General features: G+C 38.3%; 11 protein-coding genes. 4 read left to right on the top strand and 7 right to left on the bottom strand.

Annotated features, from left to right (window positions below; translation table 11 throughout):
- Positions 1 to 15: 15 nt before the first annotated feature.
- Positions 16 to 1,887 carry a DNA ligase D gene (gene ligD / locus JET18_RS00600; protein ID WP_202088401.1) on the top strand — a complete coding sequence of 624 codons (1,872 nt, stop codon included), beginning with the start codon at positions 16 to 18 and terminating at the stop codon, positions 1,885 to 1,887.
- Positions 1,888 to 1,934: 47 nt separating this feature from the next.
- Positions 1,935 to 2,474 (top strand): hypothetical protein, encoded by a 540-nt coding sequence (locus JET18_RS00595; RefSeq protein ID WP_202088399.1) that lies wholly within the window; start codon positions 1,935 to 1,937, stop codon positions 2,472 to 2,474.
- Here JET18_RS00595 and JET18_RS00590 read toward each other — a convergent pair.
- The 4 genes from JET18_RS00590 to JET18_RS00575 form a co-directional block, all read right to left on the bottom strand.
- Positions 2,471 to 3,205, bottom strand: coding sequence for an SDR family NAD(P)-dependent oxidoreductase (locus JET18_RS00590; protein ID WP_202088397.1), 735 nt, complete (start codon positions 3,203 to 3,205; stop codon positions 2,471 to 2,473). The genes JET18_RS00595 and JET18_RS00590 overlap by 4 nt on opposite strands.
- A 579-nt stretch (positions 3,206 to 3,784) precedes the next feature.
- Positions 3,785 to 4,159, bottom strand: a complete 375-nt coding sequence (gene yajC, locus JET18_RS00585) for a preprotein translocase subunit YajC (protein ID WP_202088395.1) — start codon at positions 4,157 to 4,159, stop codon at positions 3,785 to 3,787.
- Positions 4,160 to 4,163: 4 nt separating this feature from the next.
- On the bottom strand, positions 4,164 to 4,682 hold the full coding sequence (locus tag JET18_RS00580) for a DUF1573 domain-containing protein (protein ID WP_202088393.1): 519 nt from the start codon (positions 4,680 to 4,682) through the stop codon (positions 4,164 to 4,166).
- A gap of 1 nt (position 4,683) precedes the next feature.
- Positions 4,684 to 5,589, bottom strand: a complete 906-nt coding sequence (locus JET18_RS00575; protein WP_202088391.1) for a transcription antitermination protein NusB — start codon at positions 5,587 to 5,589, stop codon at positions 4,684 to 4,686.
- A 90-nt stretch (positions 5,590 to 5,679) separates the two neighbouring features.
- On the opposite strand from JET18_RS00575, the gene JET18_RS00570 reads away from it, so the two are divergent.
- Together JET18_RS00570 and JET18_RS00565 are read left to right on the top strand one after the other, a co-directional pair.
- The gene (locus JET18_RS00570) at positions 5,680 to 7,341 is read left to right on the top strand and encodes an ABC transporter ATP-binding protein (protein WP_202088388.1); all 1,662 of its coding nucleotides are present in this window, start codon (positions 5,680 to 5,682) and stop codon (positions 7,339 to 7,341) included.
- A 99-nt stretch (positions 7,342 to 7,440) separates the two neighbouring features.
- Positions 7,441 to 7,776 (top strand): DUF3276 family protein, encoded by a 336-nt coding sequence (locus tag JET18_RS00565; protein ID WP_034701927.1) that lies wholly within the window; start codon positions 7,441 to 7,443, stop codon positions 7,774 to 7,776.
- Between the two features lie 176 nt (positions 7,777 to 7,952).
- Here JET18_RS00565 and JET18_RS00560 read toward each other — a convergent pair whose 3' ends face one another.
- From JET18_RS00560 to JET18_RS00550, 3 genes are all read right to left on the bottom strand, one after another.
- Positions 7,953 to 12,998 (bottom strand): DUF4132 domain-containing protein, encoded by a 5,046-nt coding sequence (locus JET18_RS00560; RefSeq protein ID WP_202088386.1) that lies wholly within the window; start codon positions 12,996 to 12,998, stop codon positions 7,953 to 7,955.
- Between the two features lie 24 nt (positions 12,999 to 13,022).
- A complete protein-coding gene (locus tag JET18_RS00555) occupies positions 13,023 to 13,457 on the bottom strand; it encodes a hypothetical protein (RefSeq protein WP_202088385.1) in 435 nt (144 codons plus the stop codon).
- A gap of 311 nt (positions 13,458 to 13,768) precedes the next feature.
- Positions 13,769 to 16,006: an RCC1 domain-containing protein gene (locus JET18_RS00550; RefSeq protein ID WP_202088383.1), complete on the bottom strand. Its 2,238-nt coding sequence runs from the start codon at positions 16,004 to 16,006 to the stop codon at positions 13,769 to 13,771.
- Between the last annotated feature and the right edge of the window lie 255 nt (positions 16,007 to 16,261).

Below are 16,261 nucleotides of genomic sequence, written 5' to 3'. Positions count from 1 at the left end.
TCATTTATCAGGCCGATGCTGGCCAAATCTTCTGAAAAAGCATTTGATGATGAAGACTGGGTTTTTGAAATAAAATGGGACGGCTACCGGGCCATTGCAGATCTCAGCCATACCCATCCCCTATTCTATTCCCGGAACGGAATTTCATTTTTATCGAAATTTGAAAAGGTCACCAAAGATCTTGAACAGCAGCAGCATAAAATGGTTCTTGACGGAGAAATTGTCGCCTACGATGAACATGGAAAACCTAATTTCCAGCTTTTACAGCAAATTGGTGATAATCCTGACCTGGCTTTAACTTATCAGGTCTTTGATCTCCTCTGGCTGAACGGCCATTCTACAGAAGATCTTTCTCTTCTCCAGCGGAAAGAACTTTTAAAGGAAGCTTTAACAGAAACAGACATCATTAAATACTGCGACCACATTCTCGAAAACGGCCTGGCTTTCTTCAATCAAATGAAAAAGATGAAACTGGAAGGAATGATCGCCAAGAAAGCAGACAGTTTATATATAGAAAACCACAGAAGTCCGGACTGGCTCAAAATAAAATTCACCAATACGGATGAAGCCATTATCTGTGGATTTACGGAACCCAGAGGCTCGAGAAAAAGTTTCGGAGCACTTATTCTGGGGAAATATATTGACGGGCAGCTGATCTACTGCGGACACACAGGAACGGGATTTAATAATGAATCTTTGCAGCAGCTTTACGGAAGGCTTCAAAAGCTGATCATAAAAACGTCGCCTTTTGAAACGGTTCCGAAAACCAATATGCCTGTAACCTGGACGAAACCTGAACTGGTCTGCGAGATCAAATATTCGGAGATTACAAAAGATGGCATTTACCGCCACCCTGTTTTTGTGGCCATCCGGGAAGATAAAGAACCTGAAGAAATTACCATCAGTCCAATCAACGTAAAATCTAAAGAAATGAAATCGAAAACTTCGTCAAAAAAAACTGAGAACACCGAAAAAGAGAAGGAAATAACACTGGATAAGCACAAGGTAAAACTCACGAATCAGGATAAAATTTATTTTCCAAAAGATGAAATTACGAAGGGTGATGTGATTGAATATTATCAGTCCGTTGCTTCTTATATACTGCCTTACCTGAAAAACAGACCTTTATCTCTGAACCGTTTCCCCAACGGAATTGAAGAACAGGGCTTTTACCAGAAAGATGCGGGAGACCATATGCCGGACTGGATTAAAACAACAAAGGTTTATTCTGAATCCAACGATAAATATATAGATTATGTGTACTGTAATGATAAAGCAACTTTGGCTTATCTGAATAATCTGGGCTGCATCGATTTAAACCCGTGGAACAGTGCCCTGCCGGACCTTGAACATCCTGATTATCTGGTACTGGATCTCGATCCGTCCAAGAAAAATTCATTTGATGATGTGATTGAAACTGCCCTTCAGGTGAATGAGGTTTTAAACTCGGTTAAAATTAAAGGATACTGCAAAACTTCGGGAAGTACGGGAATTCACATCTATATTCCGATGGGTGGAAAATATGATTTCGACCAGGTAAAGGATTTTGCCCATATCCTGATGAAACAGGTGAATGAAAAGCTTCCTAAAATTACTACTTTGGAAAGAAGTTTACAGAAAAGGGATGATAAAAAAATCTATCTTGATTATCTTCAAAACAGAACCGGACAGACCTTGGCAAGTGCTTACAGTTTAAGGCCTAAAGAAGGAGCTTCCGTTTCTATGCCTCTGGAGTGGGATGAAGTAAAGCCAGGTTTGAAGCCGACGGATTTTACGATTGATAATGCGTTGGAAATAATCAAGGAAAAGGGAGATTTATTTAAACCTGTTCTTGGAAAGGGAATTGATATGATGAAGGCGTTGGAGCTATTGCAGCATGGTGATTAAAATTCTATTTTTGGAACGGTCAAAAATGATCATAACCACTGATAGCCATGAATGAAATTATTAAGATCGAAATTCCTTTTAATGAAACATTTGAAAGGCAAAACCAAAATTTTTATTTTAAATATGTATGGGGTAAAGCACTAAAAAACTGGTGGAAAATTGTACTTTTTACTTTAGTCTTTTTATTTTTAGGATTCTATCCCATAGAAAATTTTGATAAAAATTTAATTCATTATATATTTAAATATGGCGGCGTTTTTTTCTGCGGATATTGCTTCATTTTATTCAATCACTATTTTGTTTCCAGAAAGAAATTTAAAAAAGAAACAGAAGAGATTATTGCTGAGTTAAAAGCTAAGAACGAAACTTCTTTCATTATTTTAAATGACCACAGCATTGAATTTAAAAATGTATTCAATACTATCTGTTCCGTTTGGGAAAAGGTTTTTTACGTAAGATCAAATGACACTGTTATCATCAATCCAATCAATAATTTATCTTTTATTATTCAAAAATCTGAATTTAAAAATGATGAATTTGAGATCATATTAAACTATCTTCAAAAGTATTCAAAACAACAAAATTAAGGAAGCTTTGCCACTAAACTTTCCGGCAGCACTTTCAAAATCAAATAAATAATCTTCCACTTAAAATTCGGAACGATCGTGAAGGAATTTCCGGCATTAACGATATGTTTTGCCACATAATCCGGCTCCATGATAAGAGATTCATTAAGTTCCAGCCCTGCATTGATCTTGGTTCTTATATAACCGATGACTAAAGCATTCACCTTTATATTTCTTGAAGCCAGTTCCTGTCGAAGACCAGCCAGATATTGCGTAAATGCGGCTTTTGTACTTCCATAGACAAAATTACTTTTCCGCCCTCTCACTCCGGAAAGAGATGAAAGTCCTATAATTCTTTCAAGATTAGTATTATTGGGGTCCATTGCAATAATGTTCAAAATGGAAACTGCTCCCATATAATTCACCTGCATCATCTGGTGTGTCCCTTTAAAATCCCTCAGTGCTTTTTCATTATCAACCAGAAAGCCTGCGGCATATACTGCAATATGTGGCTTTACAGAAAGTTCATCATAAAATTTCTGGTGGGAATCAAAATCTACGGCATCGAAATAAAGAATGGTTACCCTTGAAGGATCAAGATGGTTGTCCTGAACAAATTTTTCAAGAGATGCGGTATCCCGAGAAGCAGCTATTACAGCATATCCTTTTTCAAGATACTGCCTGATGCATTGCTTGGCGACATCTGAATTAGCTCCTAAAATGAGAACGGTTTTTCCTGTGTTTTGATTCATCGCGCAAAGATATTTTATTTGATTTTAATTTTGATTGAAAATGCTTTTAAACACAAATTTCACGAATGAATTCACGGATAGCACTAATTTGAACGCCTAAACTTATTTTAAAACACGTATTTTATAGAAGCAACAACTTGATTTGGCTGAAAAAATCTGTGCAATCGGTGGGATCTGTGGGAGATTTTTTTGACGCAAAGTTTTAAAATAATATGTAATAGTTTTGAGATGAGCAAAGAGATGTGGCTTCGCCACTGATTAAGCGGATGTTTTTATGATGTGGATTTCAGGGTTGGAAGGTTGAGAGTTATTAGTTGCTGGGTGTGAGTTGCGTGTTGGAGGCAGGGTTGAAAAGTGTAAATCCGAAAAATATTGGGTAAATGACAAATATCTGGTGGCTTCGGGAACCTCCGCCACCAGATATTTGCGCAGTAAAATTGACCATTGACCTTTCTTAGCCTCAATCTTAGTCTTAACCTAAGAAAGTCTGATGTCTAAAATCTCACTTCCTGATCTCTATAAAAAATCGGCGCGGTGAACTTCGTTCACCGCGCCGATTGATATTTTCAAACTGAAAAATTATTTCTTTTCAGTATCAATTTCTTTTTTCTCTGCTGTTTTATCAGCAGCTGCTTTTGCTTTATCTCCAAAACGGGCTTCAGTAAATTCTCTTGAAACGGCCGCTTTTTCGAATTTCAGTTTTCCGGATAAAGTTTCAATCACAAATCCATCATCCTGAACCTGAGCAATTCTTCCGTGAAGACCTGAAGTAAGGACTACTCTGGTTCCTACTTTTAAAGTTTCCTGGAAGGTTTTTTCCTGCTTCTGTTTTCTCATCTGTGGTCTGATCATCAGAAAATAAAACCCGACAAACATGACCCCCATCATGATCAACATCATAGAAGAGTTTCCTCCCTGAGCTGCTGCCTGTAAAAAGATTGATAATGTATTCATTATTTTATGGTTGGATGTTCGCTGTGAACGTTAATTTAATAGGAGCTTTATCCACGTTGGCAAATACATCTGCATACTTCTGAACGTTTCCGTCGAAGCTTGAAGAATCAAAATGCAAAGTAATTTTTCCTTTTTTACCAGGAAGGATAGGATCTTTTGTAAAATCAGGAGCTGTACATCCGCATCCAGGCTTTACTTCAGAGATCACTAAAGGATTTTTCCCTGTATTGGTAATTTCGTAGATGTGCTCTACTTTATCTCCTTTTTTGATGTTTCCAAAATCGAAGTTGCTTTCAGATAATGCAACAGATGTTAACGGCTGGTTTGAAACAGGCGCTGCTGTTGTATTGGCTGCCGGAACTGCCGCTGAATCGGTAGTAGGCGCTAAATTCGTGGCACCCGCTGTAGAATCTGTGATATTAGCAGCTTCCGCACCTGCTGCAGCTTGCTGGTTTTCTTTTTTACAAGAAACTAAACCAAGGCCTATAATAGACAAAGCGATAATTGATAACGTCTTTTTCATGTTAAATTCTATTTTGATCTTTACAATATTTATCCAAAATTCCGTTAATGAAGATATTGGAACGGTCTGTTGCAAATACTTTTGCAATTTCAATATATTCATTGATAATAACTCTTGAAGGGGTAAAAGGAAAATTATCCAGTTCTGAAATAGCGGTAGCCAGAATTACTTTATCCATCAGGGAAACTCTTTCCAGATCCCAGTTTTCAAGTCTTTCACTCAGCTTTTTCTCATTAGCTTCCCAATTGTTCAGGGTATCTCTGAGAAGTTTTCCGGCAAAAGCTTTATCCTCTTCATCTTTAATCATTTTAATTAAAGTTCTGCTTTCTTCATCTTCTTTCAGGAAACCAATTGTTTTCTGCACCATAGAGTTGGCAATATGAATATCATCATACCATGAAAGTTCCTTATCACTAAGATATTCCTGGAAATCATCATTTTCAGCGATGTATCTTAAAAATAACTTCCCGATAAACTTCTGATCATCTTCAAAAGAGTATCCGTCTTCTTTCATAAAATCCTGATAACGTTTTCCTGCGGTAATTCTTTGAAAAGTTTTCACCAGTACATCATCATGCATATCCCATTTCAGCTGTTTGTGCTGACCTGTGAAAAACAATCTCTCGGGATTTTCTTCCAGTTTGATCAATACCTGATTATTGATGAATTTTTGATTAGGATTGATATCAGCATCGGTTTTAATGTATTTATTTTTTCCGATCTCGATCTGGGTCTCTGCCAATTCTTTCAGAGCCACCAAAAAGTTAATCTGATAGATATAGAGATTATAGATTTTCTCTATTCCTGAGAACATATTTTTCTCTAAAACATCAAATTTTACAGGATTCTGGTAGTATGAATACACTGTTTGCACTATTTTTTCACGGATTTGTCGTCTTCCTAACATTCAAAGAGCTTTTTATGGGTGCAAAGATACAAAAATTAAAATTGATGAAATTCGTAGTGTGTCTACATTTTTGTAAATTTGTAAAACTTTATGAAAGCGCTAAAAACCTTAAACCCTTATTTTTGGAAGCACAAAATACTCTTGTTTTGGGGGTTGTTATTTATCATTGCCAGTAATTTCTTTAATATATATAAAGTTCAGTTTGTAGGAAAATCTGTGGACGAGCTTACCAAAGGCGGACATTTAGGTTTTAACAAGCAGGTTCTGATCTATGTGGCCATTATTGTGGGCTCATCCCTCCTTACCGGATTTTTTACCTTTATGATGCGGCAGACGATTATTGTGGCCTCAAGAAGGATAGAATACGAACTGAAAAATAAAATTTACAGACATTATCAGGAATTATCCCTTACCGATTATAAGCAGACGACCATTGGAGATCTGATGAACAGGCTGAGTGAAGATGTTGTGGCGGTAAGAATGTATCTTGGCCCGGGCGTGATGTATGTGGTGAATTTGGTGATCCTGCTTTTGATTACCAGTATTTATATGGTGAAAACAGATGCATCCATGACTTTATGGACGCTTCTCCCGCTTCCTGTTTTATCCTATATTATATTTAAGGTAAGTTCGATTATCAATAAGAAATCGAAGATCATGCAGAAGAGCCAGTCTGCGATCTCTACTTTTGTACAGGACAGTTTCTCAGGAATCCGGGTAGTGAAGTTTTTCGCTAAGGAGAACTATATCAAAAAGAACTATGGGATAAAAGTAACTGACTATCAGGACAAAGCTTTGGATTTAGCAAAAACTGAAGCGTACTTCTTTACTATTATTTTATTCGTAATCGGATTATTGAATGTGGCGGTGATTTTAATCGGTGGTCAGAAATATATTGCAGGAGAGCTGAGTGTGGGTAAAATTGCAGATTTCTTCATGTACATCAATATCCTGATCTGGCCGTTCTCCATGGTGGGCTGGGTAACTTCCGTGAACCAGAGAGCCGAGGCTTCAATGCAAAGGATTAATGAATTCCTGGATAAAAAATCAGAGGTCATTAATACGAACTTTGAGACCTATCCTATTAAAGGGGATATTGAATTCAGAAATGTTTCCTACGTCTATCCCAATACGGGAATCAGAGCGCTGGATAACCTGAGTTTCACCATAAAAGCAGGAGAATCCTTAGCGATCATGGGCAAAACGGGAAGCGGAAAATCTACGATTGCCTTACTTCTCTGCAGGCTGATTGATCCTACGGAAGGCGAGATCTTAATTGATGGTAAAAACCTGAAAGATCATAACCTCACGAATTACAGGAATTTCATTGGCTATATTCCTCAGGAAAGCTATTTATTCTCGGATTCCATTGAAAATAATATCGGTTTTGCCATTGATCATCCGTCTCATGAGAAAGTCGTGGAATATGCAAAAATTGCAGACGTCGATAAAAATATTGTTGAATTTAAAGAGCAGTATAAAACACTGGTAGGTGAACGCGGCGTGATGCTTTCAGGGGGTCAGAAACAAAGAATATGCATCGCGAGAGCCTTAATTAAGGACCCGAATATCATTATTTTTGATGATTCTCTGTCTGCTCTGGACACGGAAACCGAGCAGAATATTCTCGAAAATATCGATAGAAAAATCAGCAATGCCACATCCATAATTATCACACACAGAGAGTCTAGCGCTCAAAAAGCGGATAAAATCATCAACCTGACTGAAATTGCCAATTCTGTAACTGCTTAGCCGTTTCGTTCTCAATTGTTAAATAAATCATAAAAAAAATTTTGTGATTAAAAGAATTCTTTTATATTTGTTCTTAACAAGATTAAAAAATATCTAACAATGAGTGAATACAAGGAACGCCATGAAAATGAAATTTTCACTAAGGTGTTAAAAGCAGGGAGAAGAACTTATTTCTTTGATGTGCGCGAGACGAAAGCAGGAGATTATTATCTTACGATTACCGAAAGTAAAAAGAACTTCGGGGAGAATGGGGAAGCTACATTCGAGAAGCACAAAATTTATCTTTACAAAGAGGATTTTAAGAGTTTTCAGGAGATGTTTAATGAATCCACAGATTTCATCATTAACGAAAAGGGTGAGGATGTAATATCAGAAAAACACGACAAAGATTTCAAAAGCAAATCATTCACAATTGATTCTGACGACGAAGTTTAAAAAAGAATATCTAAAAACACAAGCATCTGAAAAAGGTGCTTTTTTTGTGGCTTTTTTTGTACAAAGTATGATGTAAAAAGTATAATGTATTTAAAGGGATATTCTTTAGAATTGGTATAAAAAAAGAGTATACTTTCCAAGAAATATACTCTTTATAGGAGGATCATTATTATACGTTAAACAAATTCTCTTTTGATCTGCGTAAGAATGGTTGGGTCCTGTATTTCATCGTCTTTTGCCAGTAATAATACTTTAGACATTACTTCTGCAGACTTCGGGTCATCATCGGCAAAAGGCAGGAACAGTCTTCCCCTGTGCTGGGAGTGAACCGGAAGGATAGACAGATATTTGCCCGGAACCTGATGAACCACCGCACTGCCTAAATGTACACTGTATTCTCCCATTTTACCTTTCACCAATACATGCGAGCCTTCAATACTTACGTTATCCAGTTTAAATAAGCGGGCCGTTTCTTTCATAAGTACTGAACGCATTTCAATGGAAGAATGGCTGGCTTCCGGGTCTACTCCGCCTACGTGAGCTACTGATACGACCAGATCTATATCCCGCATCACCTCTGAAAACAGTCTTGGATTGATATCTTCAAAAGGAATATTTTTATAATCTTTTAATGAATGGAATTCTATGGTTTCCAAAGTCGGACTTTCTACTTCGGCTGGTGAAAACCAATTGGCTGCGGCATACATTTTCACCTGGAAGCCTTCTTTATGATAGACTTTCTGAAGACCTTCTTCGTAATCTACTTTCCAGCCTCGTGTTTTAAGCAAAGCCAATGCCTGTTTCGGTTGAACCTGATGGCCTGCATACCGGCGCGACACTGATTTCTCCTTCAGCTCATCCGGTGTAGGCACATACAATTCCCGGAATATCTGTTTGAATGGCTGGATCAGTTTTTCTGTAAAACAATAGTGCTGATAATCGCTCCAGACGCCATGCTGATGAAGATCTACACAATGGACAATTCTCAGTGTATTGCTATCATTTAATTCCTGAATTTCTCCGTGAGCATTCACCAGATTTCCGTCATGATAGAATCCTGTTTTATCATCATTGGAAATGAAGACGAGCTTTTCCAGATGCTTGACAATAACCGGATGCTCAAAAAGGTTTTTAATTTCTGCAAAAAAGAACTCGTCGCCTCTTATCATGGCTTCTTCCAGTCCTTTTCGGGAGCGGGTCCACTGTTCCCGCATAATCTTGCGGTAGTTTCCTAATTCTACAATCGCTTTGTCTTTCTTGATTTTCGGCGGAATGGATTTCAGCTGCTTATCATCCCTGAACACGACCATTTCGGCTTTTCCATCGTCTTCTATAATCAGACCTGCCGTTACTCCATCAATCGTCACCTGCGTTTCTTTTGATAAAATGGTTTGAATCTGTTTGGTTTCCATCGCCCAGGTCAGTCGGATCGGATCCGGATAGCCTGCATTTCTGGCTAAGTTTTCCAATGCCACCCGAATCGCCAGCGATTCACTCGCCTGTTTCATGGAACCAAATTCCTTACTTTCTTTTTTAAACTGCTGAATGTATTCATAGCGGCTTAAAACATCTTTCTCCGGATTGGCTTTGCTCAATGGCACAAGTCCGTACACACGGAGATAATCCTGATCGCGCTTATCTTTTACTTTAGCTGTTACTTCTTTTATTTTTAAATCACCGGTAAGCGTATCAGAATAAAGTCTTGCCCGGCGGTGTCCGTTTCCATCTGAAATATATTTAGCAGATTCATACAGCATTTCCCAACGGGCTTTTCCCAGTTCTTTGTAAGCTTGTGTAAACCAGTCTTTATCTACTGCCCCATCCTGGAATTCCTGAACATCTACCGATGAATATTTAGCCACTTCACTTTCCAGTTCTGAATTCTGAGCCTGATAGGCGCTGGTTTTGGTATGCGCGTGCATCCACCAGATTGCTGAATCCAGTCCTTTCCAGCCTAAATAAGTACTGATGAGTTTCTGCCATTGCGGCGCATAAACGGCAGCCTGTATCAAACGGAGTTCTGAAATCTTTTCTTTCTTCATCATCTCATTGAATGATTCCTGAGTATCACTTTCCAAAGGATGAGAATTTTTGATCAGGTAAGAGAACAGTTTCTGCTTGGTCATACTTTCGTTGCCATAACTGTAGATATAATTGGCGTACAATGTCGATTTCCCGAGCCCTTTCAACAGCTGCACAAGACGGTTCGTTCCATAGATAGTCTGAAACTCCTGCACAAACTGAGAAACGGCAGTATTCGCATCACCGCGAATAAGTTCTACATCCAGGAATTTATTCTGAATGTCTTCGATGATCGGTTTCAGGAAAGGAAACGTATCGGTATATCTTTCCTGATGGTGGTAAACTGTAGTCGTCTTTGCTCCGGTAAGATCCCTTATGACGGAGTCTGCTGTGAAAATCCCTTCATAAAGCTCGTCTTTTGTAATAACGTTCAGCTCATACGCTTTGCAGAATAAATAGAAATTCGGAACCGAATGTTTTTTATTTTCTTCCAGACCATTGTACTGCATCCAGCGGTAAAGATTCCACTGTTTGACATACTGCTCATCGGTAAGGCCTTTAAACGGAACAGCCTGTAAAAATATATTGAAAAACCCGAGTTGCTGCCAGCCGGTTCCTCCTCCATAGTAATAGTTGTTTTCTTTTGCTTTGTAGTTGATCACGTCATCCGGCAAGTGGGCAAACAGAGTACTGCACGCATCGATCAGGAAATCTGTTTTCTCCTCAAATACAAATTTATATTGTAAAACTTCCAGGATCCTTTTAACGGGATTATCCCAGTAATAGTCACTTTTCAAAGGATTAGGAATAATATCCTTGTGATAGAATACGTAGTTTTCCAGAAAGTCTCTGAACTTTTTACGGTCACAGTTTTCAGCGAACGTCAGCAGGAATAAATCCCGCGGCTGAAGTCCTGAATCTTTATACCACTGTGCCCATACTTCGTGCAGAGGATAATTTTCAGCAATTTGTGCAGAAGTGAAACCTTCCGTATTATTTCTGATATGCCGGAAGGTGTTGCCCATCAATACGGTTATTTTTGACCCATTCCAATCATCTACCTCGTATTCATAGTCTTTATTTTTAAGGAATAATTCATTGAGTTTTTGTAATTCTCCTTTAATCTGACTGATGGATTGCGTAAAACCATACTTATCCTTTTTTGTAGCCTGTGCATACACGGAATCAGTGTTCACTTTAGGCAATTCAAATTTTGAAACGACCGACGGATCATAGAACCCGAATCCATTTTCTGCGGAAAGCACTTTTTGATCATCAGAAGGATTAAGCTGGTCTAAGAGGCTTTGTTCTCTTTCGGACACTTTCGGTTTTTCTGAAAACTGTTTCGTCCAGCTTCCAATCTGGGCAGCCACTCTTTTGTCTTTTTGAAGCTGAAGCATGATATCCAGAGAAGCAGTTCGCTGCTCAATATCTCCTTTTACCATTAATTCTTCAACTAATGGACTCACTACTCCATCTTCCTGCTGTACGACTAATTCTATCAGCTTTTTACGAAGAGTCCCTCCTTTTCTTTTGAACATATCAAAGAAAATCATCAGTTCCTCTTTGTTTAAAGGATTCTGCTGAAGCACGTTGATCCCGGAAGCAACTAAAGATTCTCCTCTGTCTTTTATGATTTTAAAAGCAAATTCTTTCTGAAACGGCGTTACGGCCTGCTTTTTCTTTCCGAAATTATAAGAGTAGGAATAGCAGTAGAAATCTCCTAAAATACCTCTCGACAACTGTTCACGCAATGCAAGGTCAAACTGATCAAAATAAGAAAGAACCAGGTCCAGTTTTTCTTTATCATCACCTACCAAATAAAACATCGACGCGTATAAATTACTTTTACTGAATGTCGCATTGAGCCAGGAGAATATTTTTCCTTCAAATTTCTTTTCCTTTATATCAATCTTTTGGGTAAGCCCGTGCAGTTTTTCAAAGAAATCAGGATAGTCTGGATTATTGATATAGAATTTTGAACCCGTATTGGCGCTTAATAATGTTGATAAAGGCCCGCCTGCAAAAGCCAAAACCTGTACATCACCTTCCAGTACCGCTTTGTAATATAACGGCATCTGGATATACGGATCGAAGGTTTCTCCCGCGAATTTTATGGCCAGACATTTCTTTTCCACATTACCATGGTCATACAGCTGATGCAGATAAGGCACAGCTTTTTCCACATCCCATACAGACTGTACCCAAAGTGCCATATAAACTTCGTTATTGTTCTTGCTTTTTACAGCATCCGGAATCAGTTCAGGATTGTTGAAATACGTATGAGCCAGTGACACAATATTTTTTACCACTGATTCCTTTTCAGCATCCCAACCCAAGCCTGTCCATGTATCTATGGAACGGACAACGGATGAAAAGCGGGTGAGTTTATGCTCTACAATCACATTCGTCATATATTCCAGAGCGCCGATGCTGGTTTCATCCAGAGCTTCCAGAATCGTTTGTCTCAAGCCTTCCTGCCGCTGAGCCGCCAAAAGGAGTTTTTCCACGAGTTCCCAGCAATGTTTCTGCTCACTGTTGAGCAAAGCTTTGATAATGTTTCTGGATACTTTCCCTTCAGGATGTTTATTGAAAATAATATCTTCAATCAGTTGATAAACAGCCGTATTTCCTGTGTCAATGGCTGCAGACCACATGTAGAACTGGTTTAAGCTGTTTGAGATCTGGCTGTCGTAGGTGATCTGCTCTTCCAGGGTCAGGTTATAATATTGCTGTCCCCCGTTGGTATAAGAATAGACACTGGGAAACTGCAAAAGGCCTCCTATCAGATTAACCTGATTAAGAAGCACATATTTTTCGTTGTTTGGTGCACGGAAAGAACGTCTGTAGTAGCCTGTCTGATACATTTTGTAAGGCATTTTATTCCAGGCATGTTTTACCAGATCAGCATGGTCGCCAAAGAAATATACCAGCAGTTTATAATATTCTTTATCTTCCCAGATATCAGGTTTGATGTATTTTTTAAGCTTTTCGGACTGCTCTGAGCCTAAGGTCAATTCCTGATAATAATTGAATTTGCCCATGATCAGTAAACCTAATTCTGCTACTTCCTTTTTCAGTTTGGGTTTTGAAAATAGTTGGGATAATATTCCCTTTTCCGTCTGCTCTTTTAAATCTTTCCGTAAATTTTTATAATAATTTACAATTTTCTTCGATTCTAATTTTTCTGTGATTTCCATTTATTTGAGATTCAGTGTTTTTAATTACCAATAACTTCCTGCTAGAAAGGTAAGCCTGATGAACGTAAATGTATGCTTCAGGCTCAGATCTATCGTTTCGGAAAGATTTTCCAGCTGCCCGTCATTATAAAATACGGCAAACATTCCGTCTTCGAAAGCCTGTACCGCATTTTCCTGTACCTTTTGAAGATTGGCTTTCTTTTCATTATAAATACTTCCGAAGCCTGCTTTACCGGTGTCCGTAAGAATATTCAGATAATTCTCCGAAGGTGTTTTTGCATAATCTGTATCTTCCAGTTCAAATGACCGGGCATTGAATGCTTCCACCTGCTGCTGAACAATTAGTTTAAGTAGCTCCTCCAATGATATTTTGGAATCATCATATCCGATTTCAAGCTTCTGCTCCGAAAGAACAGGATGTTTCTTACCTAATTGCTTTACCGTAACCTTTATTTCCATATGTGAAGTTGATATCAATAAATATAGGAAAATTTTTAACGGATGCTGTTTTAAAACCTTGAAGAAAGATTATGAATTAAGTCACCAATCTGGAAAAATTACATTTTTTTTGACCTGAATGTGGTGTTCCTTGGCAAGGATAGTCCACCCATTTAAAAGGAAGCAAAGATGAAATTAACTTCATTGATTCTGATAAAGAGAAAGTATAGAAATAAAAAAGCACACTTTAAAAAGTGTACTTTTTTTATGAATCATAGTCAAAAACCAGATCATATGATTTGGCAATTCACTGATTTAATTTTTGATATCTTTTATTTTTTAATGACTTTCAATGTCTTAGTCTCATCATTTGAATTGACTTTAACCAAATAAACTCCCAATGCTAAACCGGAAAAATCTAATGTGCCTTCATTAGCATTTATTGTTTTGCTCAACACTTCCTGACCTAACAGATTATACACCGATACCAAAGATATCTTCTGATCAAACGAAACAATAAGCTTGTCACTCACCGGGTTCGGATATGTCTTCAGAGAATTCTTTGACATGGTAAAGTCATCAACACCTAAAGTTGGACAGGCAATAACTGTTGGAACTTTTTTATCCACAGTAGAACCATCACCTAATTGACCATAAAGGTTTAACCCCCATGTGCTGACAGTTCCATCGCTCTTCAAGGCAAAAGTATGTGATATTCCACCTGCAATAGCTTTCCAGTTCGTAAGACTGCCCAGTTGTGCAGGAACGTTGGTGTTCGTAGTCGATCCGTTTCCTAATTGCCCATATTGATTTCTTCCCCATGTCCACAGTGTTCCGTTGGATTTTATAGCAAGGGTATGATTTCCTCCTGAAGCAATGGTCTGCCAGTTAGTGGCTGTTCCGATTTGTGTTGGAATATTTTTATTTGCCGTTGTTCCATCTCCTAATTGTCCGTTAGCATTATATCCCCAGGTCCAAAGTGTTCCGTCTGTTTTCAGTGCAGTGACATGAAGCGTTCCAACACCAAGACTTTGCCAGTTGCTGGCGGTTCCAACTTGAGTAGGTATCAGCCTGTTGGTATTGGTAGCATCTCCGATCGTTCCATAAGTATTGCTGCCCCAGGCCCAAAGTGTTCCGTCTGTTTTTAATGCAATGGTAAAATCCTGTCCGCATTGAACAGCTAACCAATTGGCAGCAGTTCCTATCTGAACCGGCACTAAACTGGTAGTCGTGTTACCGGTACCTAGCTGCCCATAAGGATTAAGCCCCCAGGCCCATAGGGTTCCGTTATTTTTTATAGCTACTGTATGATACATTCCGGTATCAAACGTTTTCCAATCAGCAGCAGTTCCTACTTGTACCGGGGTATGTTGCTCTGTATTTGTCCCATTACCCAATTGACCAGAATTGGCTCCCCAGGCCCAAAGCGTTCCATCTGTTTTCTGAGCAATGGTATGGTTGCTTCCACCGGCAATTTCTTTCCAGTTATTACCCGTTCCTATTTGTTTTGGGGTTGATCTGTTAGTGGTTGTCCCATTTCCTAATTGTCCTGAATAATTATTCCCCCAGGCCCATAATGTTCCGTCTGTCTTTATAGCTACACTATGCAGACTCCCCGCATTCACTTTTTGAAAACAACCTGGCAGACCAGCGTTTGGCGACATTTTCACTAAACCAAGCTGTAATGTTCCCAGCCAGATAGTCCCTGAAGATTGAGTACGGACTGCACTGAAATAGTCATCAGGCAAACCTAAATTTGTATTGGTTGTGGTGTAAGTTGTGCAATCCGTAAAGTTTTGCAAACCTGATCCATTAAACCCAATCCATACTTTGCTGTTACTGTCAACATCCACGGCGTTAGGATTATATCCTGCAAGACAAGAAGTGCTTTGATAGATAAATGTGAGGTTAGTTCCGCTCGTTGTTACTGTAACTAAACTGTCTGAACCTTGCAAATAGATCGTATTGTTGGCAATTCTCAATATTTTTTGAGTTCCCTGCGCTATAAAATCATAATCAGTTCCATTAAATTTATACAATACACCGCCATTGGTAACCCAAACTCCATTATTACTGTCTGTTGCCACAGAATTCAGATCCGTTACAGAGGAATAGTTAGACCATGTTGTACCATTGAATTTTGTAAGACCGGAGTCTGTAGCAATCCAAAGATTATTTTGTCCGTCAACAGCTATATCATTGATTGCATTCGTTGGTAAACCTGAATTGGAGGTTGTATAATTGGTCCATGTCGTTCCGTTATACAGAATAATTCCATTAAGCTGAGAGGCAATCCATTTTCTGCCCAGGCCATCAATTTGAATTTTTATAATTGAATTGGATGCAATACCGGAATTGGCAGTATTGTAATTGGTAAAAGTTGTTCCGTTAAAAGTTGAAACGCCGTTATAAGTGGCAAGCCATAACAATCCATTGGCGTCAGCTTTAATATCAGCAATATAATTGCTCCCTATTTCTGAATTCGAAGTATTGTATGTTTTGTAAGTATACGTTTGTGCCAATGCAGAAATTGAACTGAGGATTAAGAATAAAAAGTAGAGTTTTTTCATGGTTTTTAATAAAATAAATTTCTTCATGTTTAGTTTCATAATGTTTCCTACTCGTTTAGCTTTTCGGTTCCGCTTCGTTTGAATGGTTTCTGAACTCCATATGAAATGAAAATCTTTCAAAATCAATTAACTCATAAAAAAGCGAGCTGTGATTTTAAAAAGTATTTGGTCAATTAAATAATACTGCATCATTACCGGTAGAAGACCCGAAGTTTCTCCCGTATCAGTAAAGATTATATCTCGTTACAAGAAATA

The sequence above is a fragment of the Chryseobacterium endalhagicum genome, assembly GCF_016745235.1.
In the GTDB taxonomy this organism is placed as follows: domain Bacteria; phylum Bacteroidota; class Bacteroidia; order Flavobacteriales; family Weeksellaceae; genus Chryseobacterium; species Chryseobacterium endalhagicum.
This window is presented reverse-complemented; position numbering and strand designations above follow the sequence as displayed.